18 protein-coding genes are annotated in these 23368 nt (G+C 50.7%); 6 read left to right on the top strand and 12 right to left on the bottom strand.

Features of this window, described 5'->3' with window-relative positions; translation table 11 throughout:
* Positions 1 to 10: 10 nt before the first annotated feature.
* Positions 11 to 646, bottom strand: a complete 636-nt coding sequence (pdeM, locus tag K7P01_RS19850) for a ligase-associated DNA damage response endonuclease PdeM (protein ID WP_267296296.1) — start codon at positions 644 to 646, stop codon at positions 11 to 13.
* Positions 647 to 877: 231 nt separating this feature from the next.
* Here pdeM and K7P01_RS19845 point away from each other — a divergent pair, with 231 nt between their 5' ends.
* On the top strand, positions 878 to 2290 hold the full coding sequence (locus K7P01_RS19845) for an inorganic phosphate transporter (protein ID WP_267296294.1): 1413 nt from the start codon (positions 878 to 880) through the stop codon (positions 2288 to 2290).
* Between the two features lie 107 nt (positions 2291 to 2397).
* On the opposite strand, the gene K7P01_RS19840 is transcribed toward K7P01_RS19845, so the two are convergent.
* The 8 genes from K7P01_RS19840 to K7P01_RS19805 all read right to left on the bottom strand — a co-directional run bounded on the left by K7P01_RS19840 (position 2398) and on the right by K7P01_RS19805 (position 13957).
* Positions 2398 to 3255 (bottom strand): CheR family methyltransferase, encoded by an 858-nt coding sequence (locus K7P01_RS19840; protein WP_267296292.1) that lies wholly within the window; start codon positions 3253 to 3255, stop codon positions 2398 to 2400.
* An 8-nt stretch (positions 3256 to 3263) separates the two neighbouring features.
* Complete coding sequence (locus K7P01_RS19835; protein WP_267296290.1) at positions 3264 to 4487, bottom strand: TolC family protein; 1224 nt, start codon at positions 4485 to 4487, stop codon at positions 3264 to 3266.
* A 430-nt stretch (positions 4488 to 4917) separates the two neighbouring features.
* On the bottom strand, positions 4918 to 5730 hold the full coding sequence (locus K7P01_RS19830; RefSeq protein WP_267296288.1) for an Hpt domain-containing protein: 813 nt from the start codon (positions 5728 to 5730) through the stop codon (positions 4918 to 4920).
* The gene (locus K7P01_RS19825; protein WP_267296286.1) at positions 5720 to 6097 is read right to left on the bottom strand and encodes a response regulator; all 378 of its coding nucleotides are present in this window, start codon (positions 6095 to 6097) and stop codon (positions 5720 to 5722) included. The genes K7P01_RS19830 and K7P01_RS19825 overlap by 11 nt, the downstream gene beginning before the upstream one ends.
* 387 nt (positions 6098 to 6484) lie before the next feature.
* On the bottom strand, positions 6485 to 9082 hold the full coding sequence (locus K7P01_RS19820; RefSeq protein ID WP_267296284.1) for a PAS domain-containing protein: 2598 nt from the start codon (positions 9080 to 9082) through the stop codon (positions 6485 to 6487).
* Between the two features lie 141 nt (positions 9083 to 9223).
* On the bottom strand, positions 9224 to 9973 hold the full coding sequence (locus K7P01_RS19815; protein WP_267296282.1) for a LytR/AlgR family response regulator transcription factor: 750 nt from the start codon (positions 9971 to 9973) through the stop codon (positions 9224 to 9226).
* 55 nt (positions 9974 to 10028) lie between these two features.
* Positions 10029 to 13133, bottom strand: a complete 3105-nt coding sequence (locus tag K7P01_RS19810) for a PAS domain S-box protein (RefSeq protein WP_267296279.1) — start codon at positions 13131 to 13133, stop codon at positions 10029 to 10031.
* A 71-nt stretch (positions 13134 to 13204) separates the two neighbouring features.
* On the bottom strand, positions 13205 to 13957 hold the full coding sequence (locus K7P01_RS19805) for a sensor histidine kinase (protein WP_267296277.1): 753 nt from the start codon (positions 13955 to 13957) through the stop codon (positions 13205 to 13207).
* 372 nt (positions 13958 to 14329) lie between these two features.
* On the opposite strand from K7P01_RS19805, the gene K7P01_RS19800 reads away from it, so the two are divergent.
* Entirely contained in the window at positions 14330 to 15694 is a 1365-nt protein-coding gene (locus tag K7P01_RS19800; protein ID WP_267296275.1) for an alanine/glycine:cation symporter family protein, read from the top strand.
* Here K7P01_RS19800 and K7P01_RS19795 read toward each other — a convergent pair.
* The gene (locus tag K7P01_RS19795; RefSeq protein ID WP_267296273.1) at positions 15691 to 17136 is read right to left on the bottom strand and encodes a TonB-dependent receptor; all 1446 of its coding nucleotides are present in this window, start codon (positions 17134 to 17136) and stop codon (positions 15691 to 15693) included. The two genes, K7P01_RS19800 and K7P01_RS19795, sit on opposite strands and share 4 nt — an antisense overlap.
* Before the next feature lie 170 nt (positions 17137 to 17306).
* Here K7P01_RS19795 and K7P01_RS19790 point away from each other — a divergent pair, with 170 nt between their 5' ends.
* Positions 17307 to 17699 (top strand): hypothetical protein, encoded by a 393-nt coding sequence (locus K7P01_RS19790; RefSeq protein WP_267296271.1) that lies wholly within the window; start codon positions 17307 to 17309, stop codon positions 17697 to 17699.
* Here K7P01_RS19790 and K7P01_RS19785 read toward each other — a convergent pair whose 3' ends face one another.
* Positions 17700 to 18140: a tellurite resistance TerB family protein gene (locus K7P01_RS19785; protein ID WP_267296269.1), complete on the bottom strand. Its 441-nt coding sequence runs from the start codon at positions 18138 to 18140 to the stop codon at positions 17700 to 17702.
* Between the two features lie 38 nt (positions 18141 to 18178).
* Positions 18179 to 19864: an AMP-binding protein gene (locus K7P01_RS19780; protein ID WP_267296267.1), complete on the bottom strand. Its 1686-nt coding sequence runs from the start codon at positions 19862 to 19864 to the stop codon at positions 18179 to 18181.
* A gap of 661 nt (positions 19865 to 20525) precedes the next feature.
* Between K7P01_RS19780 and K7P01_RS19775 the strand changes: the two genes are divergently transcribed.
* The 3 genes from K7P01_RS19775 (at position 20526) to sufC (ending at position 23357) form a co-directional block, all read left to right on the top strand.
* On the top strand, positions 20526 to 21011 hold the full coding sequence (locus K7P01_RS19775; protein WP_254089596.1) for an Lrp/AsnC ligand binding domain-containing protein: 486 nt from the start codon (positions 20526 to 20528) through the stop codon (positions 21009 to 21011).
* Positions 21012 to 21095: 84 nt separating this feature from the next.
* A complete protein-coding gene (gene sufB, locus K7P01_RS19770; protein ID WP_254083059.1) occupies positions 21096 to 22541 on the top strand; it encodes a Fe-S cluster assembly protein SufB in 1446 nt (481 codons plus the stop codon).
* A gap of 60 nt (positions 22542 to 22601) precedes the next feature.
* Complete coding sequence (gene sufC / locus K7P01_RS19765) at positions 22602 to 23357, top strand: Fe-S cluster assembly ATPase SufC (RefSeq protein ID WP_267296262.1); 756 nt, start codon at positions 22602 to 22604, stop codon at positions 23355 to 23357.
* Positions 23358 to 23368: the final 11 nt, after the last annotated feature.

The following is a 23368-nucleotide window of genomic DNA, read 5'->3' as shown; positions in this document are numbered from 1 at the left end:
TGGTAAGGGGTCAGAGCTCGAGCACTTTGTCTTCAAGTATAGCAAAAACTTTTTCTTCTTTCCGGGGCGTGATCCGCGCCAACCCGGTAAACATACCAAATGCGGGGAGCAACCCTTGATTTTTTCCGAAGTAAAAACACGGTAACATCAGGGACTGTCTCCCTTTTCCTCGCAGACATACGCCGGGGTGTATGTGCCCCGCCAGGTTGTAACAGCCCACCTCGATCTGCTCCTGCGGATGATGGGTGAGCACCATGCGGTCGATCTGCAGTTGTTCGTGGATCTGAATGCCTTTACGCTCGTACTGGCGTTCGCTCATGATGTCGTGGTTGCCTAACACCAGCTCGAAGGAGATGGCCCTGAAGTGGCTCACCAATTCGCCAAATACCTCCCATTCGGTGTTATAATGGCTGTGAAAAAGATCGCCCAGGCAAATCACCCGGCGTGGGCGCGTGGCGCGTAGCAGGTCGACAATGATCTCCAGGTTGTGGTCGTTGGCTTTGCTGGGCACGGCAATGCCGTACCGGCGGAAGTGGTTGACCTTGCCCAGGTGCAGGTCTGCCAGCAACAACGTTTCCAACCGCGGCCAGATCATGGCCTTTTGTGGCAACAGACTAAATTCCTCACCTGCAATAACCGCCTTCATTGGGCCCCAAGATAGCACTTTGCCGCCGCCTCCAGAAAACCCGCACAGACCTTCCGTACGTGCTTAAAAAGAGTCCCTTTCACACTCAATTTTTGCTCCCGCAATAAGTTATAACTCGCTGTTATTCAGTGTATTTATATAAAAAAAAGAGATTATTGATTAAAAAAGTTAACATAGTAGTAACATTGGGTGTTCGAAATCACCTTAGATTGCGCCCGAATTTCAATCTGTATGTTTGAATTAGACCTGTCTTATTCTATCCTCCTGGTCCTTTGCCTTGTTGCTGCCTGCGCTTTTGAATTTGTAAACGGATTCCATGATACAGCCAATGCTGTGGCGACAGTTATTTACACCAATTCACTCAAGCCGTGGGTTGCGGTGATCTGGTCAGGTAGCTGGAATTTCCTGGGCGTGTTGTTCGGTGGTGTCGGTGTCGCGATGGGCATTGTGAACTTGCTGCCGGTAGAATCGCTCATCGATCAAAACATTGCGCATAGTATTTCCATGGTCATGGCGCTCCTGATCAGTGCCATCTTCTGGAACCTGTTGACCTGGTACCTGGGGATTCCCTGCTCCAGCTCGCATACGCTCATTGGCTCCATCCTTGGCGTAGGCATTGCGTTCTCGTTACTGCCCGATTCGCAATCCGCTGCCGTCAATTGGGACAAGGCTTCCGATATCGGTGTATCGTTGCTCATCTCGCCCCTGTTCGGCTTTTCGATCACAATCATATTGATGTATTTGCTACGGACGCTTACCAAGAAGACTTCGTACGGTGATAGTTTGTTTAAAGAACCTAAGAAGAACGCTCCGCCGCCGTTGTGGATCCGAATCATTCTGATCCTGACGTGTACCAGCGTGAGCTACTATCACGGCTCAAATGATGGTCAGAAAGGCGTAGGCTTAATCATGTTGATCCTGATCGGTATCGTGCCGGTATACTTCGCGTTGGATGTTCGTGTATCGCCTACAGAATTGAACGCGCCACTGCACCGTATCGAGCGTGTTATCGCTACCCTCGATCCCACGCCCCTTTCGGCTCCGGATCAAGCTGTCTTTACAGAAGTTAGCACGACAAGCCGTCATCTGTTAAGCTCCATCAGCCAGGTGCATTCGGTAGACGAGATTTCTAAAAAGGAACGGTTTAGCGTACGAAAAGACATTCTTATGCTGGATCGTCACCTGAAGTATCTGCTAGAAAAAGACGAACTAAGCGTAAGCACTGCCAGCCGCCAGATTATTAAAGATGACCTGAAGGCCGTTCGTAAGATCACGGATTACTCGCCACGCTGGGCCATCCTGATGATCTCCCTCTCCCTGGGGCTGGGTACCATGATTGGCTGGAAACGTATTGTAAAAACCGTTGGTGAGAAGATTGGTAAAGAACATCTCACCTACGCACAAGGCGCTTCGGCTGAGCTCGTGGCTGCCAGCACCATTGGCCTCTCGACCAACCTGGGGCTACCCGTCAGTACAACACACGTGTTGTCTTCGGGCATTGCGGGGGCCATGGTAGCCAGCAAAGGTGTGAAAAACCTGCAAGGTGATACTGTTCGGAACATTCTGATGGCGTGGCTGCTGACATTGCCGGTGGTGATGATCTTGTCTGGATCATTGTTCCTGCTGTTCCGCGCGATCTTTTAACAGAAGTTAATAGCCAAATCCAAGTTTTATCTTTTCGTTGACCTCGGCGGCCGTTTCCGAGGTGATCAGAAACTGTCCGGCAAATACGGTGTAGCGGCGATGGGGTATCATGCCACAACCTGGTAAACCGTGGGGCGAAGCTGGCGGAAAGGCACGTTCATGCCCATGATCGACTCGCTATGCCCCAAAAATAATAGCCCGCCAGGACGCAGGTGTTCAGCAAACTTCCGGATGACGAGCTCTTGCGTGGCCTTGTCGAAATAGATCAATACGTTGCGGCAGAAGATGATGTCATAGTCGTGCTTAATCAGTCCGAAGCCGTCGTCCATGAAGTTGATACGCCGGTAATTGATCTTTTTCCGGTATTCGGGCTTTACGCGCACGAGATCGGGCTGTACCTTGCTGCGCAAAAAGTACGCACGCCGCATCTCGTTGGAGATGGCCGCAATCTTGTCAAGCGTATAGACTCCCTTGAAGGCCGCCTGGATCATGCGGATCGAGACGTCGCTTGCCAGCAGCGAATAGTGAAAGACGGGGTTACGCTTGCGAAATTCTTCGAGCACCATCAACAGGGTATAGGGCTCTTCACCACTGGAACAACCTGCTGACCACACGTTCATGGTCTGCCGGTTTGCTTGTTCGGTCCACGCTGGCAAAAAGCTGCCCGACAGAAATTTGAAGTGCTCCGGTTCGCGAAAGAAGTCCGTCTTGTTTGTTGTAATCAGGTCGATGACGTGCAGCAGATCGCCCTGCTTCTCTTCTTCGCTGAAGATGTGATCCAGGAATTGTTTATAGTTATCTAACCCCAGGCTTTTTACCTTTTTGTTCAGGCGGCTCTCCAGCATGGACCGCTTGTTGACGGGTAGCTTGATGCCATACTCGCGCGTTACGTACGAACTGAGGCGAGCAAAGCTCTCATCGTCCATGCGGACAAAAAGGGGTTGATCCGTGGGCTGGGTCATCATTTAAAAAGTTAGTTTTTGGTGCCCGCCAGGACCGAAGGGTCGCGCGGCAGCGCGCCAGTCAACACGAAGAGATCGGCTTTGCGCTTCGAGATGTTGTTGAATATATCCCACCGCTGGTGCCGGTAGCCGTGCAGCTGGGTCAGCTCTTCTAATTTCTCCCGCGACTGAGTCGGCGGAAGTTGCGAAATGAACCGTTCTTGCAAAGCGATCAGCTTGTTGAGCTGGGCAAAAGTAGTGGAAAGGTCGGCGATATCATCTTGTGTCTCGTCTAATTGGTCTTCTACAACGCCTACGGCTTGCAATTCCTGCTGACGTGCCGACTCTTTCCTCAGCTCTTCCCGTTTACGTTCCGCGCCATGCCAGTTTGAAAACTTTAAGGGCACGGACACCGTTGCCGTAATAGCATTATAGCGGGGTGATGCCGCATCAGGATTTGTTGCGCGTCCCACGAAGTTGTTACCCAACGAGATGGAGATGTCTGGTACGCGGTTGGCCGCCATTAATAATACCTCCTGGTGTACGACGTCTGCCGAAGCTTTACTTACCTGGACACGGTCGTAGCGGATGGCCTGTGCGGAGGTATACTTTTCAAAGGACCATACCCACATGGCCGGCAGTACAGGCTGCGCGCCGTATGCGTGCTTTACCATGTCGTTTAGCTCATCGAGCGACTCTTTCAGGTCTTCCTGTGCCACGTCTAACAACAGTTGGTTTTCCAGCAGCAGCAACTGTTGCTTCAGGCGCGCGGCGCTGTCGGGCACGTTCAGCGAAAGTATCTCTTGTTTGTATTTGAGGTCCTCCTGGATCTGTTGTTCGAGCATCCAGCAGTGCTGGAACAGCAGCAGTGCATCCCGTTTAAATTCATTGACAAACATCGTATGCTCGGCTTCGGCCAGGCGCACCTGGGCGCTCGCTAATTGAACGCGATGCTGGCGCTTCCGACCGGTCTCCACGGTATAGTCTATGCCGAGGTATAATTGCTGGGGCATGTTCATGCCACTGATGTCGCCCGACACATTGCCAAATGTCAAGCTCGGGTCGGGTGATATGCGAGCAATATCAATCTCACTTTTAATGGATTCGATACCTTCCGCATGGGCGGAAATATCAGGATGCTGTTCAATGGCTTGAAGAAAATCCGCTACTGTAATGCGAACGCCGGGCTGGGCTTGTGCTACTGCTAATGAAGCTACCCATAGAAATCCGCCTAATACCAATGATAGAGGTCTCATAGTCGCAGGTCTTATGGTTAAAATGAAAGTGCCGGCAGGCTTCTTTTCTCCCCCTCTTCCTCCTCCTGCCAGACACTTCTCCCCCTTCTCTTTAGCAATGTCTTTTCAAATAATTGTTACTCGCTTGTTGCCGGTGTAACTAAAGTGCCGGCAGACCTTCCCTTCGTTCAACGTCACTGCCTGCACGACACTTCCCCCTCATGCTTCACATTAATCTCCGTAACACGATCGATCTAAAAATCAATTTTATATTAAAGTGCCCGCAAGCCGTCCCTTCTCTCAACTTCACTGCCTGCGTGGCACTTCCCCCTCATATCCAATCATTCATGCAATGTCTGGTGTTCTTATATATAAAGTGCCCGCAAGCTTATCCCTTCGCTCCACTTCACTGCTTGCGCGGCACTTCCCCCTTATATGTTAGGTATCTCCTCTACAATGTCTTTGACCCCGCGCCTGTGCGCTGATATCGGTCGATGATCGGCTGCAGGGCAGCCAGTTCCACAGATTCTTCCTGACGTGTGTCCAGATACTTGTGAAAACCGACATCTTCCAACAGGTCGCCGGAAACCAGCCGGGTGTGGTATACCGTGCATGCGCTCTCGGTGAACATGAAATGGTTCTCGAGCTCGACCTCCGGTATGGTGGTGGCCAGTATAACTTCCCAGTGCGCTACCGCGCCCGAGGGGTGCTTGTGCAACAGCACGCGGGAGTTTCCCAGCAGGGCAATGTCTTGTACCATAAAGATGAGCGGATGGTTGCCATCTTCGGTCAGTGTGATAGACGGAGACACGCGTAAAAAGAAGGTAGCCAGTTCGTCCGAGGTCACCTTGGTGCCCGAGAGGTCGGCAAGATCACCTGTTGATTCTATAGCTTTCCGGAACTCCCCGGCTACCCGTATGTACTCTCTAAACGTGTCGTTATTGTTAATGTATGCTACATCTTCTTCTTTTAGCACCTTCCGCACCTCGTTAAAGGCGTGCCGGGTGATCCTGATCAATCCGTCAGGTACTGGGATGTTGCGTTGTCGTACCCAGTTGTATGTGGTCTCGAACTGCTGGGCCAGCGTCCCGAGGCTTTCAAATCCAAACATGCCTGCACCGCCTTTGAGTGTGTGCATGGTGCGAAACACCTGTTCCAGGGCGGCAATTGCATGTGGGGTGGCTTCGAGCTGCAGGAGTCCTTCGTCGAGCTCGTTCAGCAAATCCAGCGCGTCTTCTATGAAACGCTTCTGGTTAAAGTCCATTGGACAGTGCGTTTTCTATCTGTGCAAAGAACGTTTCTGAGCGATACGGTTTTTTAATCCATGCCGTCAGTCCTGCCTCTTTGGCACTGCGCATCTTATCCGGGTTCGATTCGGTCGTTAAGAAAATGACGGGTACCTTTGACACCGTCGGGTTGTCCTTGATCTTTTTCAGCAATTCAAAGCCCGTGCAGTCGGGCATGTTGTAGTCGGTGAGGACCAGCTTCACGTCCTCTGTTTCGGTCAGGACCTTGTATGCTTCGTTGCCGTTTGCAGCGCCCACTGTCTGGTACCCCTTGCGCTGAAGTGTTTCACATACAAAATCGCGGATGCTGGCAAAGTCGTCTACTACTAGAATGGTGTGTTTCATACGGGGGAGTATTGAAATATGTTCGAATTAACGGCGAAACTTCGGATGGGGATAGCGCTGTCGATTAGGTGGGCGGCCTAAGTTATTAAGTGGCTGGTTCTGCCGAACAACGCACCGTTTCCGGAGACGAGTGGTCGGAAACGGGGAGTAAGTGTCATAGACGGAAATTGAGCTGCCTGACCAAACAGGCATGGCCTAAAAGCAAAAAAGCCCCGTGGCCGTCTGCCAGCGGGACTTTCTAATTCCTGTAACCCTTAAACCCAAAACCTATGATACAGGAGAATTTTACTGTGTATGTGTTACAAATATACGGCGCCCTGGAGGCCACCGATACAGCTAATGAGTAGGTGGGAGAACCAAATGAGTAGGCGGAAGAAGTCGCCAGGTTTACGGCTGCTTCGCCGGGTGGAAGGGCAGCTTTAGTGCTTCCGCTTGTTTGTTGTATAATGTGAGTGCCAGAGCATCCTCCGTGATGTGATACCGTGCGCCGATGTATTGTACGACCTTGCCGGCATCGTCTTTCACGGGTACGATCGTAGCATCCACCCAATAGTGGGTACCATCCTTCGCCCGGTTCTTGATAATACCTTTAAAAACCTCACCTGCTTTGATCGTCTGCCAGAAGATTTTAAAGAGCTCCTTCGGCATATCGGGGTGCCGGAAGATGCTATGCGGCTTGCCTATCAATTCTTCCCGTGTGTATTTCGACACCTCACACAGTTTGTCGTTTACCAACGTGATGACGCCACGTTCGTCTGCTTCGGATAAAATCGTGGTAAGGCCCAGTACACTCTCCCGCAGCGCAGCCTGCTTTTGCAGATTTATACGTTCGGTAATGTCCTTGGCAAAACCCGCAATAGCAAATACCTCGCCCGCCTGGTTACGCAAGGGTGCAAAGCTGTTTGCGTAATACGAGGTTACGCCATTGGAAGTATAGGTTGACACTTCTTCAAACGCCTCCCCCTTCAGCGCCCGCGCGTACAACGCCTGTTGCTTGTCCTGTTCCGCCTTATCCGGAAACAGGGACAGTATCTCAAACCCTTTCTTCAACGGTATGCCCATGCTTTCCAGCGCGCCACCGAATACGCGGTTGTAGCTGATCAGGCGGAAGTTTTTATCAAGCGTGTAGATGGAATCAGTGGCCGCATTTAACAGCTCATTTAAATACCGCTCGTTGTCCTGCACCTCGATGAGCATGCGGTGCAGCTCTTCTTCCTGAGCCTTCATCTCTTCCGCCCGGATCTGCGTCTCCTCCAACAAGGCGTCGGTCTTGCGTTGCAGCTCCACTTGCTGCGTCACCTCATGCGAATATGACGCCAACGCGAAGATCTCCCCGGCATCATTGTACAGCGGGGCGTTGATGCTGGTATGATACGATGTAACACCGTTCGTGGTGTAGTCTGTTGTAATTTCAAAAGTCTCCCCCTTTAACGGCCTTTCATACAGCTGGCGTTGTTTTTCACGTTCCGCCCCCTCGGGGAAAAGGGACAGCATGTCAAAACCCTTCTGTAACGGCACCCCCATGGCTTCGAGCGCGGCACCAAAGGCCTTGTTGTAGCTGATCAGCTTCAGATTTTTATCGAGCGTGTAGATGGAGTCCGTAGAGGCATTGAGCAATTCGTTCAGGTACCGCTGCTGCGATTGTACCTCGTTCAGGATGCGCTGCATCTCCTCCTGTGTGGCCGAAAGCTCTTCCATGTTCTGCCGCAGCTCTTCCTCCTGAGCCTTCAGCTCTTCCGCCTGGTGCTGAGCGTCGTTCCTGGCTTTCGTCAGCTGCGTAACATCCTTGGCAAAGACCGCGGCGGCAATGACATCGCCGGCATCGTTGCGGATGGGGCTGTAGGACAACATATAATACATATCCATACCGTTGACACGGACGTGGTCCGTCATATCAAAGGACTCGCCTTCAAATACTCGGCGGTATATAGCGCGATAGCGTTCCTTTTCTTCGGGTGTGGAGAAAATGCGCGTCAGGTCAAAGCCCTTATCGATCTCCATGCCGGCATAGGTAGAGCGGAACTGCGTATTGCTGTTGATGATCAGCATATTTTTATCCACCGTCAGAATCGAATCCGTCGAGGCGTCGATGAGGTCGATCATGTAGCGCTCTTTTCCCTGCACTTCTGTCAGCACGCGGTGCATCTCTTCCTGGGTAGCCGCCAGTTCTTCCATGTTCTGGCGCATCTCTTCTTCCTGTGAGCGCATCTGCTCCGCCTGCTGTTGAGTCTCTTCGAGCAATTTGCGGGTGCGGTCGTTGGTCTTCACCGCCAGGATGGTCGCTGCAATACTCTCTGCCAGTTTTTCTACAAAGTCGATCTTGTAGCGCTTGATTTCCGTGAACGAGGCAATCTCGATTACCCCCAATACCTGCTCTTCAATCTTTAACGGCACGATCAGCAACGCCGACGGCGACGCTTCGCCCAGGCCAGAGGTTATACGAATAAAGTCCTTCGGAATAACCGTCATATAGGTCGTGCGCTTTTCCAATATGACCTGACCGGTAACACCTTCACCAATCTCAATCCGTTGGGTAAGGTACTTCTTGCGGTCATAGGCGTAACAAGCCAGCATCTCTAAATACTCGTCGTCCTTGCGGTCGTCGTTAACGACGTACAGCGCGCCCTGGTTAGCGCCCATGTATTTGATCAGGTTGCTGATGATGTCTTCGGCCAACACCTTGATGTCGTCGTTCTTCGAACGCAGAATATCCACAAACTTGGCCAGGCCTTCCGTCATCCAGTTGCGCTGACGCTCCTCCTGCGAGAAGCGTTTCATTTGATCGCGCATGCTGATGAGTGACGACGCCAGCAGATTCTCGTGATCAACTTTATCGTCACCGTTGTATTGTACGTCGAGGTTGCCCTGTTCAATCTCTTTGACAAAGCGCGTAGCCCCCGCCACCTCCTGCTGCCCGGAGGCGATACGTTGGTTGAGGATATTGAGATAGTTTTTCTTGATCAGGGCATAGGAGAGGATTTTCATGCGGCTTGATATTAAGAGGTAAATGAGTCAAGCAGTTGTGGTTAGGAGCCAGACAATTGCCAACGCAATGTTACCCGGGAAACGGGTATTCGGAAATGGGCATTGAGCAAGTGGCCGGCGTGAGTGAGCGGATGGTTCCGATCAGAGTTTTGAGCCGATGCGGGACAAAAAGCCCTCTTTTTTTCGCTTGGAGACGTCCAGGGATTTGTCATTGTTCATGATGACATAGCCCCCCTCTCCCCGTACATATTTCTTTATGGCATTCAGGTTGATCAAGTAGGAATTGTGAATGCGATAAAAGTTATGATCTGCCAATAAGTCTTCGTATTCTTTCAACGTCCGGCTCACAATGCACTTCTTTCCGTCGGCAAAGGTGATCTCGGTGTAGTTACTGGACGCCTCGCAATATAAAATGTCCTGGATCTTTACAAAGAGCAATCCATCCGACGTCGGCAAGGTAAGTTTGTAATTGTCAGTAGAACCCGTGCGCAAGTTCTGCATCAGCTGCTGCAATCGGGTGGCAATGGTATCGCCCTTACGCTTCTCGACTTTCGCCAGTGCGCGCTTAAGCTCTTCAATATCGATGGGCTTGAGCAGGTAATCGATGGCCGAGAAACGGAAGGCCTTAATGGCGTATTCCGAGTAGGCCGTGGTGAAGATCACTTCAAAGTCGATTTCCGGTAGCCGCGTCAATAAGTCAAACCCTGTCTCCCGTTGTAGTTGAATGTCAAGAAACACCACATCGGGTTTGTTCTCTTTGATCGCGTCGATGGCTTCGGCAATATTCTGGCAAAGGGCCTTGACGGTCACATCTTCGCAGAAGTCTTCCAGCAGGATTTTGAGGCTCTCCCTGCTTTTGAGCTCGTCGTCGACAATTATACTTGTGATCATAGAGAAGGTCAGACCTAATTTACCAAAAGTATCCTGAAATCCAGTACCGACAAATTTAAAATCTTACCCAGATACGTATTCTTGTACCAGCGGCACTTCCATCGGGATGAACCAGGTCATCTATCCCTAAAGAAATGTTATTAAGCTCGTTGATAAGCCGCAAACGCTCCTCGGTCAGTACCGTGCCCATAGATGTATGTTTGGGGAAATTCTTTTCGCGCAACTGGCGGGCTGCTTCCCGCCCAATGCCGTTGTCCTCCACAATGAATAAAACGCGGTCACTATCATATCGCACGCAGATCTTCAACAGCCCTTTGTCCGGTTTGTTATAAAGACCGTGCAGAATGGCATTTTCTACGTAAGGTTGTATTAAAAGTGACGGGATCTCGATGTTTTCACTATCCAGTTCAGGATCGACTTCTAAGACAAGCTCGAATTTGTTTTCAAAGCGCACCATCTCCAGGTTGATGTAGTGTTTTAACAGGTCCAACTCGTCAGCAATGCTGATCTTGTCCTTCACGGAGTGGTTCAACACGCCACGAATCAGCTTAGAGAATGTAGACAGGTAGTTGATGGCATTTTGCCGATCGTTCTTCGCAATAAAGAACTGTATGGAATTTAGTGCGTTGAAAATAAAATGCGGGTTCATCACCGACCGCAACGCCATGAGCTTGAGACCACCAATTTTTTTGTTGGCTTCGGCAAGCTCCAGGTTTTTACGGTTCAGCTCTTCTTCTTTCTGTTTGCGTTCGGTAATGTCCTGCGCATAGACCGACGCTCCAATGATGCGATTGTTTTCAATGATCGGGTGAAGCGAAGCCAGAATGGCCCGACCGTTAAGTTCAGATTCCTCCAGTACAGACTCGCCGGCGAAGGCGCGGTTGTACAGCACTTTCCAATACTGCACATACTCTTCGGGCAAGAACTGACGGGAAACATCCAGTACATTCTGACCGACGCCGAAGTTTACATCCTCGGTATTGAGACGTACCATTTCGTGGAACGAGCGGTTCAGCGCTGTAATTCTATAGTGCAGGTCCAATGACCAGATGCTCATGTCTGTATTGTTGATAATGGCATCCAGTTTGGCTTCGTTCTCGATAATCTTTTCTTCGGCTTTTTTTCGCTCGGTCATGTCGCGAACCACCACCAGCATGTGGTTTTCACCGGAGAGCTGAATCCGTTTCGTTGTGACCGAAGCAAAAAACTGAATACCCTCCTTGCCATAAAACTGTGTCTCCAGGGTTACCCCGCCCAGTTGAAAATAGGATTCGAAGTATTTGTTCTTCATATCCTTGTCCACCCAGATCTCAAAGTCGGAGGACGATTGGCCGAGCACTTCTTCACGGGTATAGCCCGAAATCATTTCGATCTTACTGTTGACATCGATCAACACCAGATCGTGCTCACGGAAGATCATCATCAGGTCGGGGCTCAGGTCGAAGGCCTTGCGGAAACGCTCTTCGGCTGCCTTTGATTCGGAGATATCCTTGACGACGCTCAGCAAATGCCCTTCGCCTTCAATCTCGATGCGGTTGCTGGTGATCAATACATCGATTTGGCTACCGTCTTTCCTACGCCATTTTGTTTCTATCTGTGCATGCCCGTGTTTAAAATACGTGTCGTAAAACTTCTCGCGGTCGGCCGGATCGATGAACAGCGCGAGCTCTTGCACCGACTTGCCGGCAATTTCTTCTTTGCGAAATCCGAGCACCGTATAGGCGTTGTCGTTTACCGCTACGATCACGCCGTCACGCTCGCGGTGAATCGACATGAGGTCGGGACTAAAGCGGAACGCTTTTGAAAATTTCTCTTCGCTCGATCGCAGCCGTTCCTCCGCTTCTTTAAAATATGTGATGTCGTATGTCAGCCCCAGGATGCGGCGCACCCCGTAATCTTCGAGCAACGGATGTGCCGTAATGCGCACCCACTTGCGATAACCCAGGGGTGTTTTGATCTGTACGGTGATGTCGGAAGGCCGGTGCTCCTTCAACAGCGTGGTGAACGATTGGCTCACAACGGCCTCGCTGCCGGCTTCGTACAAACGGCTTACTTCCTCGAAGTCGCTGCAATTAAAAGAAGGATCGACACCATAGATGTTATACATCTCCGCTGACCAGAACATGGTCTTGTGCTCAGCGTCGTACTCCCAGCTGCCGATCTTCGCCAACTTTTGCGATTGATTGAGAATAAACTCGCGTTCGGAAAGTTGCCGTATGTTGATGTATAGTTGGTCATTGATCTGACGAAGCTCTTCTTCCGTCGATGCCAGTTCCTCTTCGCGCACCTGCAACGAATAGTTCAAGCTGCGTTGATGCTGCAGTGTGTCCTCCAGTAAAAGCTCGCGCAAGCGCTCGCGTGTTATATCGACCCAGCTACCGACGGCTTTGTAGGCCTTGCCCGAGGCATCGCGTAGAAAAGTGCCCTGATCGATGACATAAGCGATCTTTCCGTCGGCCTTTTTAAACCGGTATGTATCGAAGAAGCTTTCTTCCGTTGCCAGGGCGCGGTCGAAGTTTTGCTCGACACGCTCGCGGTCTTCTTCATGGATACCATCAATCCAGTCTTGCAGTGTATAGTGCGGTTTGTTAAAACCAAACTCCTCCAACGTCGAGCTGCCTGACATCCACGACAACTTGTTTTCCGGTACATCGTATTCCCACATGGCGGCGCTCGATAGCTCGGCAATCAGCTTGAAGCGATTGCGTTCGTCTTCCAGGGTGTTGAGTGCCTGCTCAAGCTTATGCTCACGCATACGTTCCTCCGTCACATCGCGCCAGCTGCCAATCACACGTTGCGCCATGCCGTGTTCGTTACGCAGGAAGCGCATCGTGTCGTGTATAATGTAGTAGATATTATTCGCGCCGCAAAAGCGATACTCATGTACGAAATTCATGACAGCAGGATCTTGCAGCGCCTGCTCAAATCCTTTTACCGCCCGGTCAACATCTTCAGGGTGTAAATTGTCGCGCCAGAAATTAGGTGAAATAGGGTCTTGTGGAACGGAGTATTTGAGCTTATTCGCGATCGAAGCAAACCAATATGGATGCGACTTATTAAAATCGATCACCCAGATCGCCTCGTTGATGCTATCCAGAATGCTCGAGAACAATGTTGCATCCAGCAACGAGCTAAATTCCTTATCACTGATAGTACTCAATGGCCCACACTTTGTAACGAAGTTACGGGCTAATTGCAATTTTCCAATAGGGCAGGCCGACGACCCAGTCCCTACGCCTGAAGACGCGCCCGGCCAAGCTGGTTGGGGATTTCCACCGTAAACGTCGTGCCCTTTCCGGGCGCAGATTGTACGTTTACTGTCCCGTGCAACCTGGTCACGGCATCCTTTACGATGTACAAGCCGAGGCCGGACCCTTGCCCTTCGCTGCTGACGCGAAAGAACATATCAAAGATAGCTTCCTGGTGCTCGGCCGGAATACCGATGCCGTTGTCTGTAAAACTGATGCGCGCGCGCGCACTATCTACATGGATGTTGACGTCCAGGAATGAATCCTGGCGTGTGCTGTTGCGATAGCGTACGGCGTTCGAGATGATGTTGTTGAAGACCATGAGCAGTCGGCTGGGATCGGAGTAAAACGGCGCGCGGATGTCGATATAGTGCGTGCTCTGTACATGTTCGGCGCCCTCCATAAACCGCAGGGCTTCCAGCGAATCTTGCAGCAGCGTCGCCACGTCTACTTCTTTCTCTTCGACATCGGTGCGCGCGTTGCGGGAGTATTGAATGATATCGGTGATAAAATTATCTAACCGGCCCACGCTCTTTTCAATCAAGGCCAGGTACAAATCGGTATTCTTTTTTTCAGGATCGAGCTTGATCATGTTCAGCAGCCCTTTGACGCTCATGAGGGGCGCACGCAGATCGTGTGAGGCGCTGTATACAAAGCGATCAAGCTCCGCATTGATTCGTCGCAACTCCTCGTTCTGACGTTCCATTACATTTCCATTCTCCACGGTCCGATACATTATTTAGTGGTTTCTAAGACTTGAGGGGTCTTTTGTGCTCCGGACATTCCTCTCATCGGTGTATCAAAATACCTGCCAGGTCCTGATGCATTTTGCGGACGCGGCGCCGTTTCCCACCGATTGTTGTTATAACGTCGTCGCCGGGCGGGATATTGCCTCTGCTTGCTGGCCCGAGTTTGAGCGCCAAGCCTGGAGCCCAGGGTTGTAGTCACAAGGGATAAGTAGCGCGCCAACTCTTGCCAGCGATACTGTAGAATGTTAATAATCTACTTATTCAGTAGGAGATACCATCTTTTTATTACTTTTGAGCCTCTAAAATAGAATCAGTTGCGTTTTTGCTCTCTTTTCGTCGTTTTTTCCATCCAAGCCGTTTTGGAAGACTTGTCTGGCTATATCTGGTGGCCGGTACTGTTCCTCATCATCGGGGGCGGTTTGTTTTTCATGTTCTATTCCCGGTTCATTCACTTCCGGCATTTCAAACACGCCATCGACGTGTTACGGGGGAAATACGACGACCCGAACGCGCCCGGCCAGATCAGTGCCTATAAGGCATTGTCTACGGCATTGGCGTCTACCGTCGGCATTGGAAATCTTTCGGGGGTCGCGACGGCCATTGCGCTTGGTGGGCCCGGTGCGCTCTTTTGGATGTGGGTCACCTCGATCATTGGGATGTCTACGAACTTCTTTACGAGCACACTGGCGAGTCTCTATCGTGGCAAGGATAGTAATGGCGAAGTACAAGGTGGTCCGATGTATGTCATTCGCGAGGCACTGGGCAAGCGCTGGCAGCCCTGGGCAGTCATGTTCTGCCTCTGCTGTATGGTAGGCGCGTTGCCGATCTACCAGGCGAATCAGCTAACACAGGCCATCTACGATATTGGATTGGGGGCAACCCCTATCGCGGGGTTATCACCCGGTACCTGGAAGATACTGATTGGCATGGTGCTCTGTGCCATTGCTTCGGCCGTTATTGTCGGGGGCATCCAACGCATAGGCAACTGGGCGGGACGTCTGGTGCCAATTATGATCGTCCTGCACTTTGCCTCGGTCATGATCATTCTGGTAGCCTATGCCGATCAGGTGCCGCGGTACCTGGCCATGATTTTCGAGGATGCCTTTGCGGCCCACCACTACCATGGGCAGCCATTTCTCGGTGGCATGCTGGGCGGCATTATTATGTTGGGTGTGCGACGCGCCACGTTCTCCAACGAGGCCGGCATCGGCACAGCCCCCATGGCGATGGGCGCTGCAAAAAGCTCGGCCCCTATTCAGGAAGGGATGGCGTCCATGCTCAGCCCGGTAATCGATACGATCGTATCCTGTACACTGACGGCACTCGCCATACTGGTGACGGACGTATGGCAGACCAGCAAATCGTCGGGCATTACCCTGACAGCCGAGGCATACGCGAAAGCCATGCCGCTGGGCGGCCATTATATATTACTGCTCTGCACGTTGGTATTTGGTATCAGCGCATTGTTTTCATACAGCTACTACGGACGCAAAGCACTGGCCTTTCTGATCGGCGAGCGCTATAGCGCCAGCTATGATTACTTCTATCTCGCCATGATTGTTGTGGGCGCTGTGGCGTCTATGGAGATCGTGTTATACCTCATCGACATTGCGTTTGCGCTCATGGCAGTGCCAACCATGATCACGGGCATGGTGCTCGCACCAAAAGTGATGGCCGAAGCGCGGCGTTACTTTGAGAAGGGTATGTACAAACAAAAGCACTAAGGCTGCGCTTCCGGCACGATGGTAACATCGGCGGTATCGGCGGCGGGCAGATCGAACAGGTGTTGTTCCCGGATTGCCTCCTCTACTTTGTGCGGCACAAACTTCTCCCAACCCGGCTCGCCCTTGCGAATCATGGCCAGCACGTTGTCAGAGATGATGTGCAGCTTGCGGGTATCTGCATCGCTCACGTCCTCCATCTTGTTGTTATCGATCAGATAGCGGAACAGATTCTTGAGATTGGGCGGAAGCTCGTTCTCAAAATCTTTCAGTGTAAAGAGCGTTGCATCCGGACGCAACGCCGGATAAACATATATTTTAACGTTGGTACCAAACAGCGACGCAAAGCATTCGAGAATTCCCCCGCGAATGTTCTCATAGGTTTTTTCATCAAATACCTTTTGCAAGGCATAGATGCCCATGATGATGCCGATCTTTTTACCGCGGGTGATCTTCGACAGATACTCCACCAGGCGGTAATACTCGAAGTAATTCGAGATCAATACATTCTGTCCCAGCGAGCAGAGAATATCGCAGCGGTGCAGAAAGTCTTTTTCATCCACCTTACCATCTGCGCTCAAGTCGTTCAATGTAAGCTCGGAAAGTAAAACAATGTTTGAGCGCGTAACGTCAGGCTCTTGTTTGAAGTGACGCCGCGACGTGAGCAGCATGTCTACATTAACGTGAGTCGGCGGACGGAATCGACCGCGTAGTACCAACACGTTCTTTTTATAGAGTTCATCCGACGGCTGCATCACATTGCCATCGGGCCCAAACATGGCGGCCTTGGTCAGGCCATTCTTTACCATCTTCAGCGCCATGAGGCGATTGTCGACGTGCTTAAAGTCGGGGCCTGAAATGCGGAACATGTCGATCTCGATGCGGCGGGCCGTGAGCCCGTCCAGCAATGACATTAACATCTCTTCCGGGTCGCTCAGGAACATACACGAGTAGAGCATATTCACACCGACAATGCCCAGGGAGTACTGTTGTTGTAACGGATCGTTGTCGTGCATCTTGACGTGTATGATGCAGTCGTTGGGCTCGCTTTGGGGCTTTAACTGAAATCGCAGCCCGATCCAGCCGTGACCCTGGTTTGTGCGCTCGTAGTTGAGCACCTCCACGGTGTCGGCAAATGCAAAAAAGCGAGTAGTTTCAATGCGGTGTGGTAAACGTTCGGGCAGTAAAACATACTCGTGGTCAAGCATGCGCATCAACCGGTCCTCACAGACATACCGATCCCCTACCCCGTAAATCGCATCACTGAATTTCATGTCGTACGCCGACATGGTTTTGGCTACAGTTCCGGAAGCGCCTCCTACCTTGAAAAAGTTGGCTGCTACTTCCTGCCCTGCGCCAATCTCTGCAAACGAACCGTAGATCGCTCTGCTGAGATTGATACGCAATGCCTTCTCTTGCGTCGTTAGTTTTCTAAATTCGTCCATACGCTGGTCCCACGCGGGCCTTAAGTTACTTTTAATCGGCTACGGTTGAAAAGAAATTTGCAAAAAATAGGGTGCATTTGCACCGCATGTATAGTAACACGAATCGTGCCTCAAACGTTTCCAACTATTTCTCCGGCAATCGTGTCTATTGCAGCATAACCTACTTATATATGGTAAAAATACAATTCATTCTTCGGTCGCTGGCAGTCCTCTTGTTTTCTGCGGCAGTATTTGCCTGCGGCAGCGACGACGACTCTAAATCCAGTTGTGACGACGGAAGTGACCCCGTCTGTGGCGTTTGTAATCCGGTGGAAAATCTGGGTTGGCTTCGCGACAAAATTGCAGAAGCAAAAAATGGCCCGATGGGGAACATGATCACCCTTTACACCGGTACATACGAAAATCAAACGGTTTTTGTGCAAGGCCTGTGCTGTGCCTCATGCCTGTGGATACCCATAGTTTGGACATGCGACGGCCATAAACTCGACGATTCCGTGACGTTACAAAGCATCACCGACCAAAAGTTGATCTGGCACGGCGGAGACTGCCAGCCATATGACTAATTACACTGGCTGCGCAAGAAATCGCTCCTTTGCTTGTTGTTTGATATGATCCCAGTCGTCGGGTGGCGGCGGTGTGCCGCGATCGAATTCTTTTAATAACCATTGAACCAGTTCTTCTTTCATACCAAACTGGCGCACGGCGTCCTGGCAGAATTGTATCTCATGCTCATCTACGACCTCGTCTGCATATACCATCAGCACGAGGTCGTATAGCAGATTCATCTTGTCGTTGTGGTTGTCGGGAACGTTGAGCTCGTACTGCTCACTGCTATCCACCAGCTCCTGCACCTGGCGATCTTTCAGACCATAGCGGCGGCCGATCTTATACAACAACGCTTCTTCCTTCTCGTGCATGTGCCCGTCTACTTTCGCAAGGGCCAGCAGGTTCTTGATGTGATTCTTCTTGTACGAGAGGTACTGGTGTTCAAAAAAACCCATCATAGGCCGTGTCTTTTTTTAGTTAAGTTCGTAAAGCAATACTAGGCCGCCGCTGCCTTTTCTTCCTTCAGCGCGCGACGCAAAATCTTACCGACGTTGGTCTTCGGAAGCTCCGTGCGGAACTCCACCAACTTCGGCACTTTATAGTTTGTCAGATTTTCGTGGCAATAATCTTTTACTTCCTTCTCAGTCAGGCTCTGGTCTTTCTTTACAATAAAGACTTTGATAACCTCGCCCGACTTTTCGTCGGGAACGCCGATGGCGGCCACTTCCAATACTTTCGGATGGCCCGCCAGTACGTTTTCGATCTCATTCGGATATACGTTGAATCCAGACACCTTGATCATGTCTTTTTTACGATCGACAATCTTGAAGTATCCTTCTTTGTCCATGATACCAATGTCGCCCGTACGGAACCATTCCTTGTTGAAGAATACGCCTTCGTTGTCCTTTTCCCAATAGCCCGACATAACTTGCGGCCCGCGGGCACACAGCTCACCCGTCTCGCCTTCGGCCAGGCGGTTGCCGTCATCGTCGAATACGGCCACCTCGGTGTTGGGCATCGGCAGACCGATGGTGCCCAGCCGGTGCTTACCATCGAGTGGATTACAGCACAATACTGGCGAGGTCTCGCTCAGGCCGTAGCCTTCGATAAGGCCCGAACCGGTTACTTGCTCCCACTTCCTGGCCACCGCATCTTGCAACGCCATACCACCCGCTACGGAGCCTTTCAAGTGTGAGAAGTCGAGGTTCTTAAAATCGGGGTTGTTCAGCAGTCCATTAAACAGTGTATTAACACCGGTAATAATCGTGAACTTATGTTTGCTTAGCTCTTTTACAAAGCCTTTCATATCGCGCGGGTTTGTGATCAGCACATTCTTCACGCCAGTGCTGAACATCAGGAAGCCGTTTACCGTCAGGGCAAAGATGTGATACATCGGAATGGCGGTGATGATCAGGTCGTCGCCATCACGTTTGTCTTGCAGGTAGGGCTGGAACCATTGGGTGATCATAGAATTATGCGCTATAATATTGCCGTGCGAAAGTTTGGCACCTTTGGCAATACCCGTAGTCCCCCCGGTGTATTGCAATATCGCCAGGTCGTCGACGGTTACTTTCGGCGCATCGAGCTTTAATGACGCGCCTTTCTTCATGACATCCTTAAATGAAAACGCTGTCGGTAAGTGATAGGGCGGTACCATCTTCTTGATGTGTTTCACCACCAGGTTCACGATCGTGCCTTTCAGGCCGCCCAGCATGTCGCCCAGTTGAGTCACGATGATATGTTTTAGAGACGGTACGTTGTCCTTGATCTTTTCCAGGTGGCTCGCAAAGTTGGCAACAATGACGATGGCCGAAATACCGGCATCTTTGAATTGGTGCTCCATCTCGCGCGGTGTATAGAGTGGATTGGTATTGACCACTGTGAGGCCGGCACGCAGGGCGCCGAAGAATACAATGGGAAACTGCAACAGGTTGGGCATCTGAATGGCGATTCTGTCACCTTTTTTCAGACCGAGATCTTTCTGCAGATAGGCCGCAAAGTGTCCTGAGAGCTCGTGCACCCTTCCATAGGTTAGCGTTACACCCATGTTTTCAAAAGCAACCCGGTCGCGGAAGCGCCCTACACTCTTCTCAAAAAGCTCGATCAACGACTCGTACTCATAGAGCTTTATTTCATGTGCAACCTGAGGGGGGTAATGCTTAAACCACGGAAAATCTTTCATAGTAATCGGACGCGTGACGTATCAGTATATTTAATAGTCCAAAGCAAACGATTGTTCGCAGCAAATCAAACAGGAATATAAGAATTTGGTCATGAACCCGGTTTGGACGGTGGGCAAAGTGCATAAAAAAACCCGTTCCGGAAAACCGAAACGGGTAGCTCTAGAATAACTCATTAACCTAAACTGAGCTGCTGTAGGAGAAGGATTCGAACCTCCACGGAGCGGTTAGGCTTTGTACTGACCCTGTATTCCAGAAAATGACGGGGTCAGCGCATTGCTTTGTTCCTATCCTCCACCCTCGAGACCGGAGGGCATGTCTGCCAATTTCAACACCCTACAATAATGTGTTACTTTGTGTGTGCGTGTGCGCGGCTGTAGGAGAAGGACTCGAACCTCCACGGAGCGGTTAGGTCGCCAAAGGCTGGACTTTATTCCGTTACCTCCACCCTCGAGACCGGAGGGCTTGTCTGCCAATTTCAACACCCTACAAGATGTGTTATTTTTGTGTGCGAGAATGCTGTGTGTTTCTTTTGTCTCGTTGTAAATTATGCAACAAAGTAAGTCATTTACTAGCATCGAAATCAACAAAACATTCCAATAATTGTATACTTTTCAATATTATTTCATATTTTTGAATTAACACTAACAACCAATTTCACCTATGGCAGAAAATTATAAAGTTGACAATGTAGACCTGAAGATCCTGGAGATTTTAATGCAGGATGCCAAGAAGCCTTATACCGAAGTAGCCAAAAAAGCCTTTGTTTCCGGCGGTACTGTGCACGTACGGATGAATAAGATGGAAGAAGCGGGCATTGTCGAGAAAACGACGTTGAAAGTCAATTACGCCAAGCTAGGCTATGATATCACCGCCTTTATAGGAATCTTCCTGCAGAAAAGTGCGTTGTACGACCAGGTAATAGCTAAAATCAAGGCCATTCCGGAGATCACGAGCATTCATTATACAACCGGTAACTACAGCATGTTCTGCAAGATCCACTGTAAGGATACCAATCACCTCAAGCTCGTGCTGCACGACAAGATTCAGCAGGTAGAAGGCATTGAACGTACTGAGACGATGATCTCCCTGGAGGAAAGCCTGGACCGTAGTCTCAACTTAGTAGATCAAACAATTTCAAATAAATAAACCGGCCCCGGAACCTTAAAATGCCTTTTTTGTTATAATTTTGTAGGTTGTTTAAAATTAGTCTAAATAGACTACTTGATCACTATGAGTAAAGACAATCAGGTACTGGAAGAGCTCACGTCAAAGGAATATGAGCATGGGTGGACGACGGACATTGAGACTGATTCCGCCCCGAAGGGACTAAATGAAGATATCATCCGGTTCATTTCTGCCAAGAAAAACGAGCCGGCATGGTTGCTGGAATGGCGTATGAAGGCCTATCAGCAGTGGACAAAGATGAAAGAGCCCACATGGGCCAACGTAAAATTCCCGGAGATCAATTACCAGGACGTGATCTACTACTCTGCTCCCAAGCAGAAGGTGACGCCTAAAAACCTGGAGGATGTAGACCCTGAACTGATCAAGACCTTTGAGAAGCTCGGCATCTCGCTGACCGAGCAAAAGCGCCTGACCGGTATTGCCGTCGATGCCGTCATTGACAGCGTCTCTGTCGCCACCACCTTCAAAGAAACACTCGGTGAGCTTGGCATTATTTTCTGCTCGTTTAGCGAAGCGGTACAGAAGCACCCCGACCTGGTGAAGAAATACATGGGCTCGGTCGTACCGGTAAACGACAACTATTTCTCTGCATTGAACTCAGCCGTCTTTACTGACGGCTCATTCTGTTATATTCCCAAGGGCGTACGTTGCCCAATGGAGCTCTCCACCTACTTCCGTATTAACGCAGCCAACACCGGTCAGTTTGAGCGCACGCTCATTGTGGCTGACGAAGGCTCTTATGTAAGCTACCTGGAAGGGTGTACGGCCCCGCAGCGCGATGAGAATCAGCTGCACGCAGCGGTGGTAGAAATCTACGCCATGAAAGATGCAACGGTAAAATACTCTACCGTGCAGAACTGGTACCCGGGCAACAAAGAAGGTAAAGGTGGTATTTACAACTTTGTCACCAAACGTGGTCTGTGCTACGGCGATAGCTCGAAGATCTCCTGGACCCAGGTTGAGACAGGATCGGCCATCACCTGGAAATATCCGTCGTGCATCCTGCGCGGCGACAACTCCATGGGTGAGTTTTACTCGGTGGCTGTTACCAATAACTACCAGCAAGCCGACACCGGCACGAAGATGATCCACATTGGCAAAAACACCAAGTCGCGGATCGTATCAAAAGGAATCTCTGCTGGCCACTCGCAAAACAGCTACCGCGGCCAGGTACATATCATGAAGCGCGCAGAAGGTGCGCGCAACTTCTCGCAGTGTGACTCCCTGCTCATGGGGGACCAATGCGGTGCACATACCTTCCCGTACATTGACGTGGAAAACAATACCGCGCGCATCGAACACGAAGCCACTACTTCCAAGATCGGCGAAGATCAGATCTTTTACTGTCTGCAACGCGGTATAGATGAAGAGTCTGCTGTGGCGCTCATTGTCAATGGCTATGCCAAGGAAGTATTGAACCAGCTTCCAATGGAATTTGCCGTAGAGGCACAAAAGCTGCTGGCCCTGACGCTTGAAGGAAGCGTCGGCTAAATATCTACCAGCAACAACAACGAAAGAACCAGAACGTAACGAAAGATTTGAGGTATAGCGATGTTAACGATTAAGAATTTACAGGCGAAGATTGGTGAGAAGCAGATCCTGAACGGCATCAACCTGGAGGTGAAGCCCGGCGAAGTACATGCCATCATGGGACCTAACGGTTCGGGCAAAAGCACCCTGGCGTCGGTACTGGCCGGACGTGAAGAATACGAGGTCACCGGTGGTGAGGTCTCGTTTGAAGGGAAAGATCTATTGGAAATGGCTCCGGAAGACCGCGCCCGCGAAGGTGTGTTCCTGGCCTTCCAGTATCCGGTAGAAATACCCGGTGTGAGCACCATCAATTTCATGAAGACCGCCGTGAATCAAATCCGCGGATACCGTGGCCAGCCCACGCTGGACGCTGTGTCGTTCCTGGGCCTCATGAAAGAGAAAATGAAGTTGGTAGAGATCGATCAGGCCCTGCTCAATCGTGCCCTGAACGAAGGCTTCTCCGGTGGCGAAAAGAAACGCAACGAAATCTTCCAAATGGCCATGTTGGAGCCCAAGCTGGCCATCCTCGACGAAACAGACTCAGGTCTGGACATCGACGCTTTGAAGATCGTATCCAACGGTGTAAACAAGCTACGCAATAAGTCGAATGCGGTGATCGTAGTGACCCACTACCAGCGTCTGCTCGACTATATCGTGCCTGATTTTGTGCACGTATTGTATAAAGGAAAGATCGTTAAATCTGGTACCAAAGAACTGGCGCTGGAGCTCGAAGCCAAAGGCTACGACTGGATCAAAGAAGAAGTGTCTGTACTCTAAACCAACGATCC

The sequence above is a fragment of the Parachryseolinea silvisoli genome, from assembly GCF_021190955.1.
In the GTDB taxonomy this organism is placed as follows: domain Bacteria; phylum Bacteroidota; class Bacteroidia; order Cytophagales; family Cyclobacteriaceae; genus Ohtaekwangia; species Ohtaekwangia silvisoli.
This window is presented reverse-complemented; position numbering and strand designations above follow the sequence as displayed.

Excerpts from the sequence above, each read along its gene's own strand:
- pdeM (WP_267296296.1), bottom strand. The coding sequence starts at position 646 with ATGAAGGCGGTTATTGCAGGTGAGGAATTTAGTCTGTTGCCACAAAAG.
- K7P01_RS19845 (WP_267296294.1), top strand. The coding sequence starts at position 878 with ATGTTTGAATTAGACCTGTCTTATTCTATCCTCCTGGTCCTTTGCCTT.
- K7P01_RS19840 (WP_267296292.1), bottom strand. The coding sequence starts at position 3,255 with ATGATGACCCAGCCCACGGATCAACCCCTTTTTGTCCGCATGGACGAT.
- K7P01_RS19835 (WP_267296290.1), bottom strand. The coding sequence starts at position 4,487 with ATGAGACCTCTATCATTGGTATTAGGCGGATTTCTATGGGTAGCTTCA.
- K7P01_RS19830 (WP_267296288.1), bottom strand. The coding sequence starts at position 5,730 with ATGGACTTTAACCAGAAGCGTTTCATAGAAGACGCGCTGGATTTGCTG.
- K7P01_RS19825 (WP_267296286.1), bottom strand. The coding sequence starts at position 6,097 with ATGAAACACACCATTCTAGTAGTAGACGACTTTGCCAGCATCCGCGAT.
- K7P01_RS19820 (WP_267296284.1), bottom strand. The coding sequence starts at position 9,082 with ATGAAAATCCTCTCCTATGCCCTGATCAAGAAAAACTATCTCAATATC.
- K7P01_RS19815 (WP_267296282.1), bottom strand. The coding sequence starts at position 9,973 with ATGATCACAAGTATAATTGTCGACGACGAGCTCAAAAGCAGGGAGAGC.
- K7P01_RS19805 (WP_267296277.1), bottom strand. The coding sequence starts at position 13,957 with ATGTATCGGACCGTGGAGAATGGAAATGTAATGGAACGTCAGAACGAG.
- K7P01_RS19795 (WP_267296273.1), bottom strand. The coding sequence starts at position 17,136 with ATGGACGAATTTAGAAAACTAACGACGCAAGAGAAGGCATTGCGTATC.
- K7P01_RS19790 (WP_267296271.1), top strand. The coding sequence starts at position 17,307 with ATGGTAAAAATACAATTCATTCTTCGGTCGCTGGCAGTCCTCTTGTTT.
- K7P01_RS19785 (WP_267296269.1), bottom strand. The coding sequence starts at position 18,140 with ATGATGGGTTTTTTTGAACACCAGTACCTCTCGTACAAGAAGAATCAC.
- K7P01_RS19780 (WP_267296267.1), bottom strand. The coding sequence starts at position 19,864 with ATGAAAGATTTTCCGTGGTTTAAGCATTACCCCCCTCAGGTTGCACAT.
- K7P01_RS19775 (WP_254089596.1), top strand. The coding sequence starts at position 20,526 with ATGGCAGAAAATTATAAAGTTGACAATGTAGACCTGAAGATCCTGGAG.
- sufB (WP_254083059.1), top strand. The coding sequence starts at position 21,096 with ATGAGTAAAGACAATCAGGTACTGGAAGAGCTCACGTCAAAGGAATAT.
- sufC (WP_267296262.1), top strand. The coding sequence starts at position 22,602 with ATGTTAACGATTAAGAATTTACAGGCGAAGATTGGTGAGAAGCAGATC.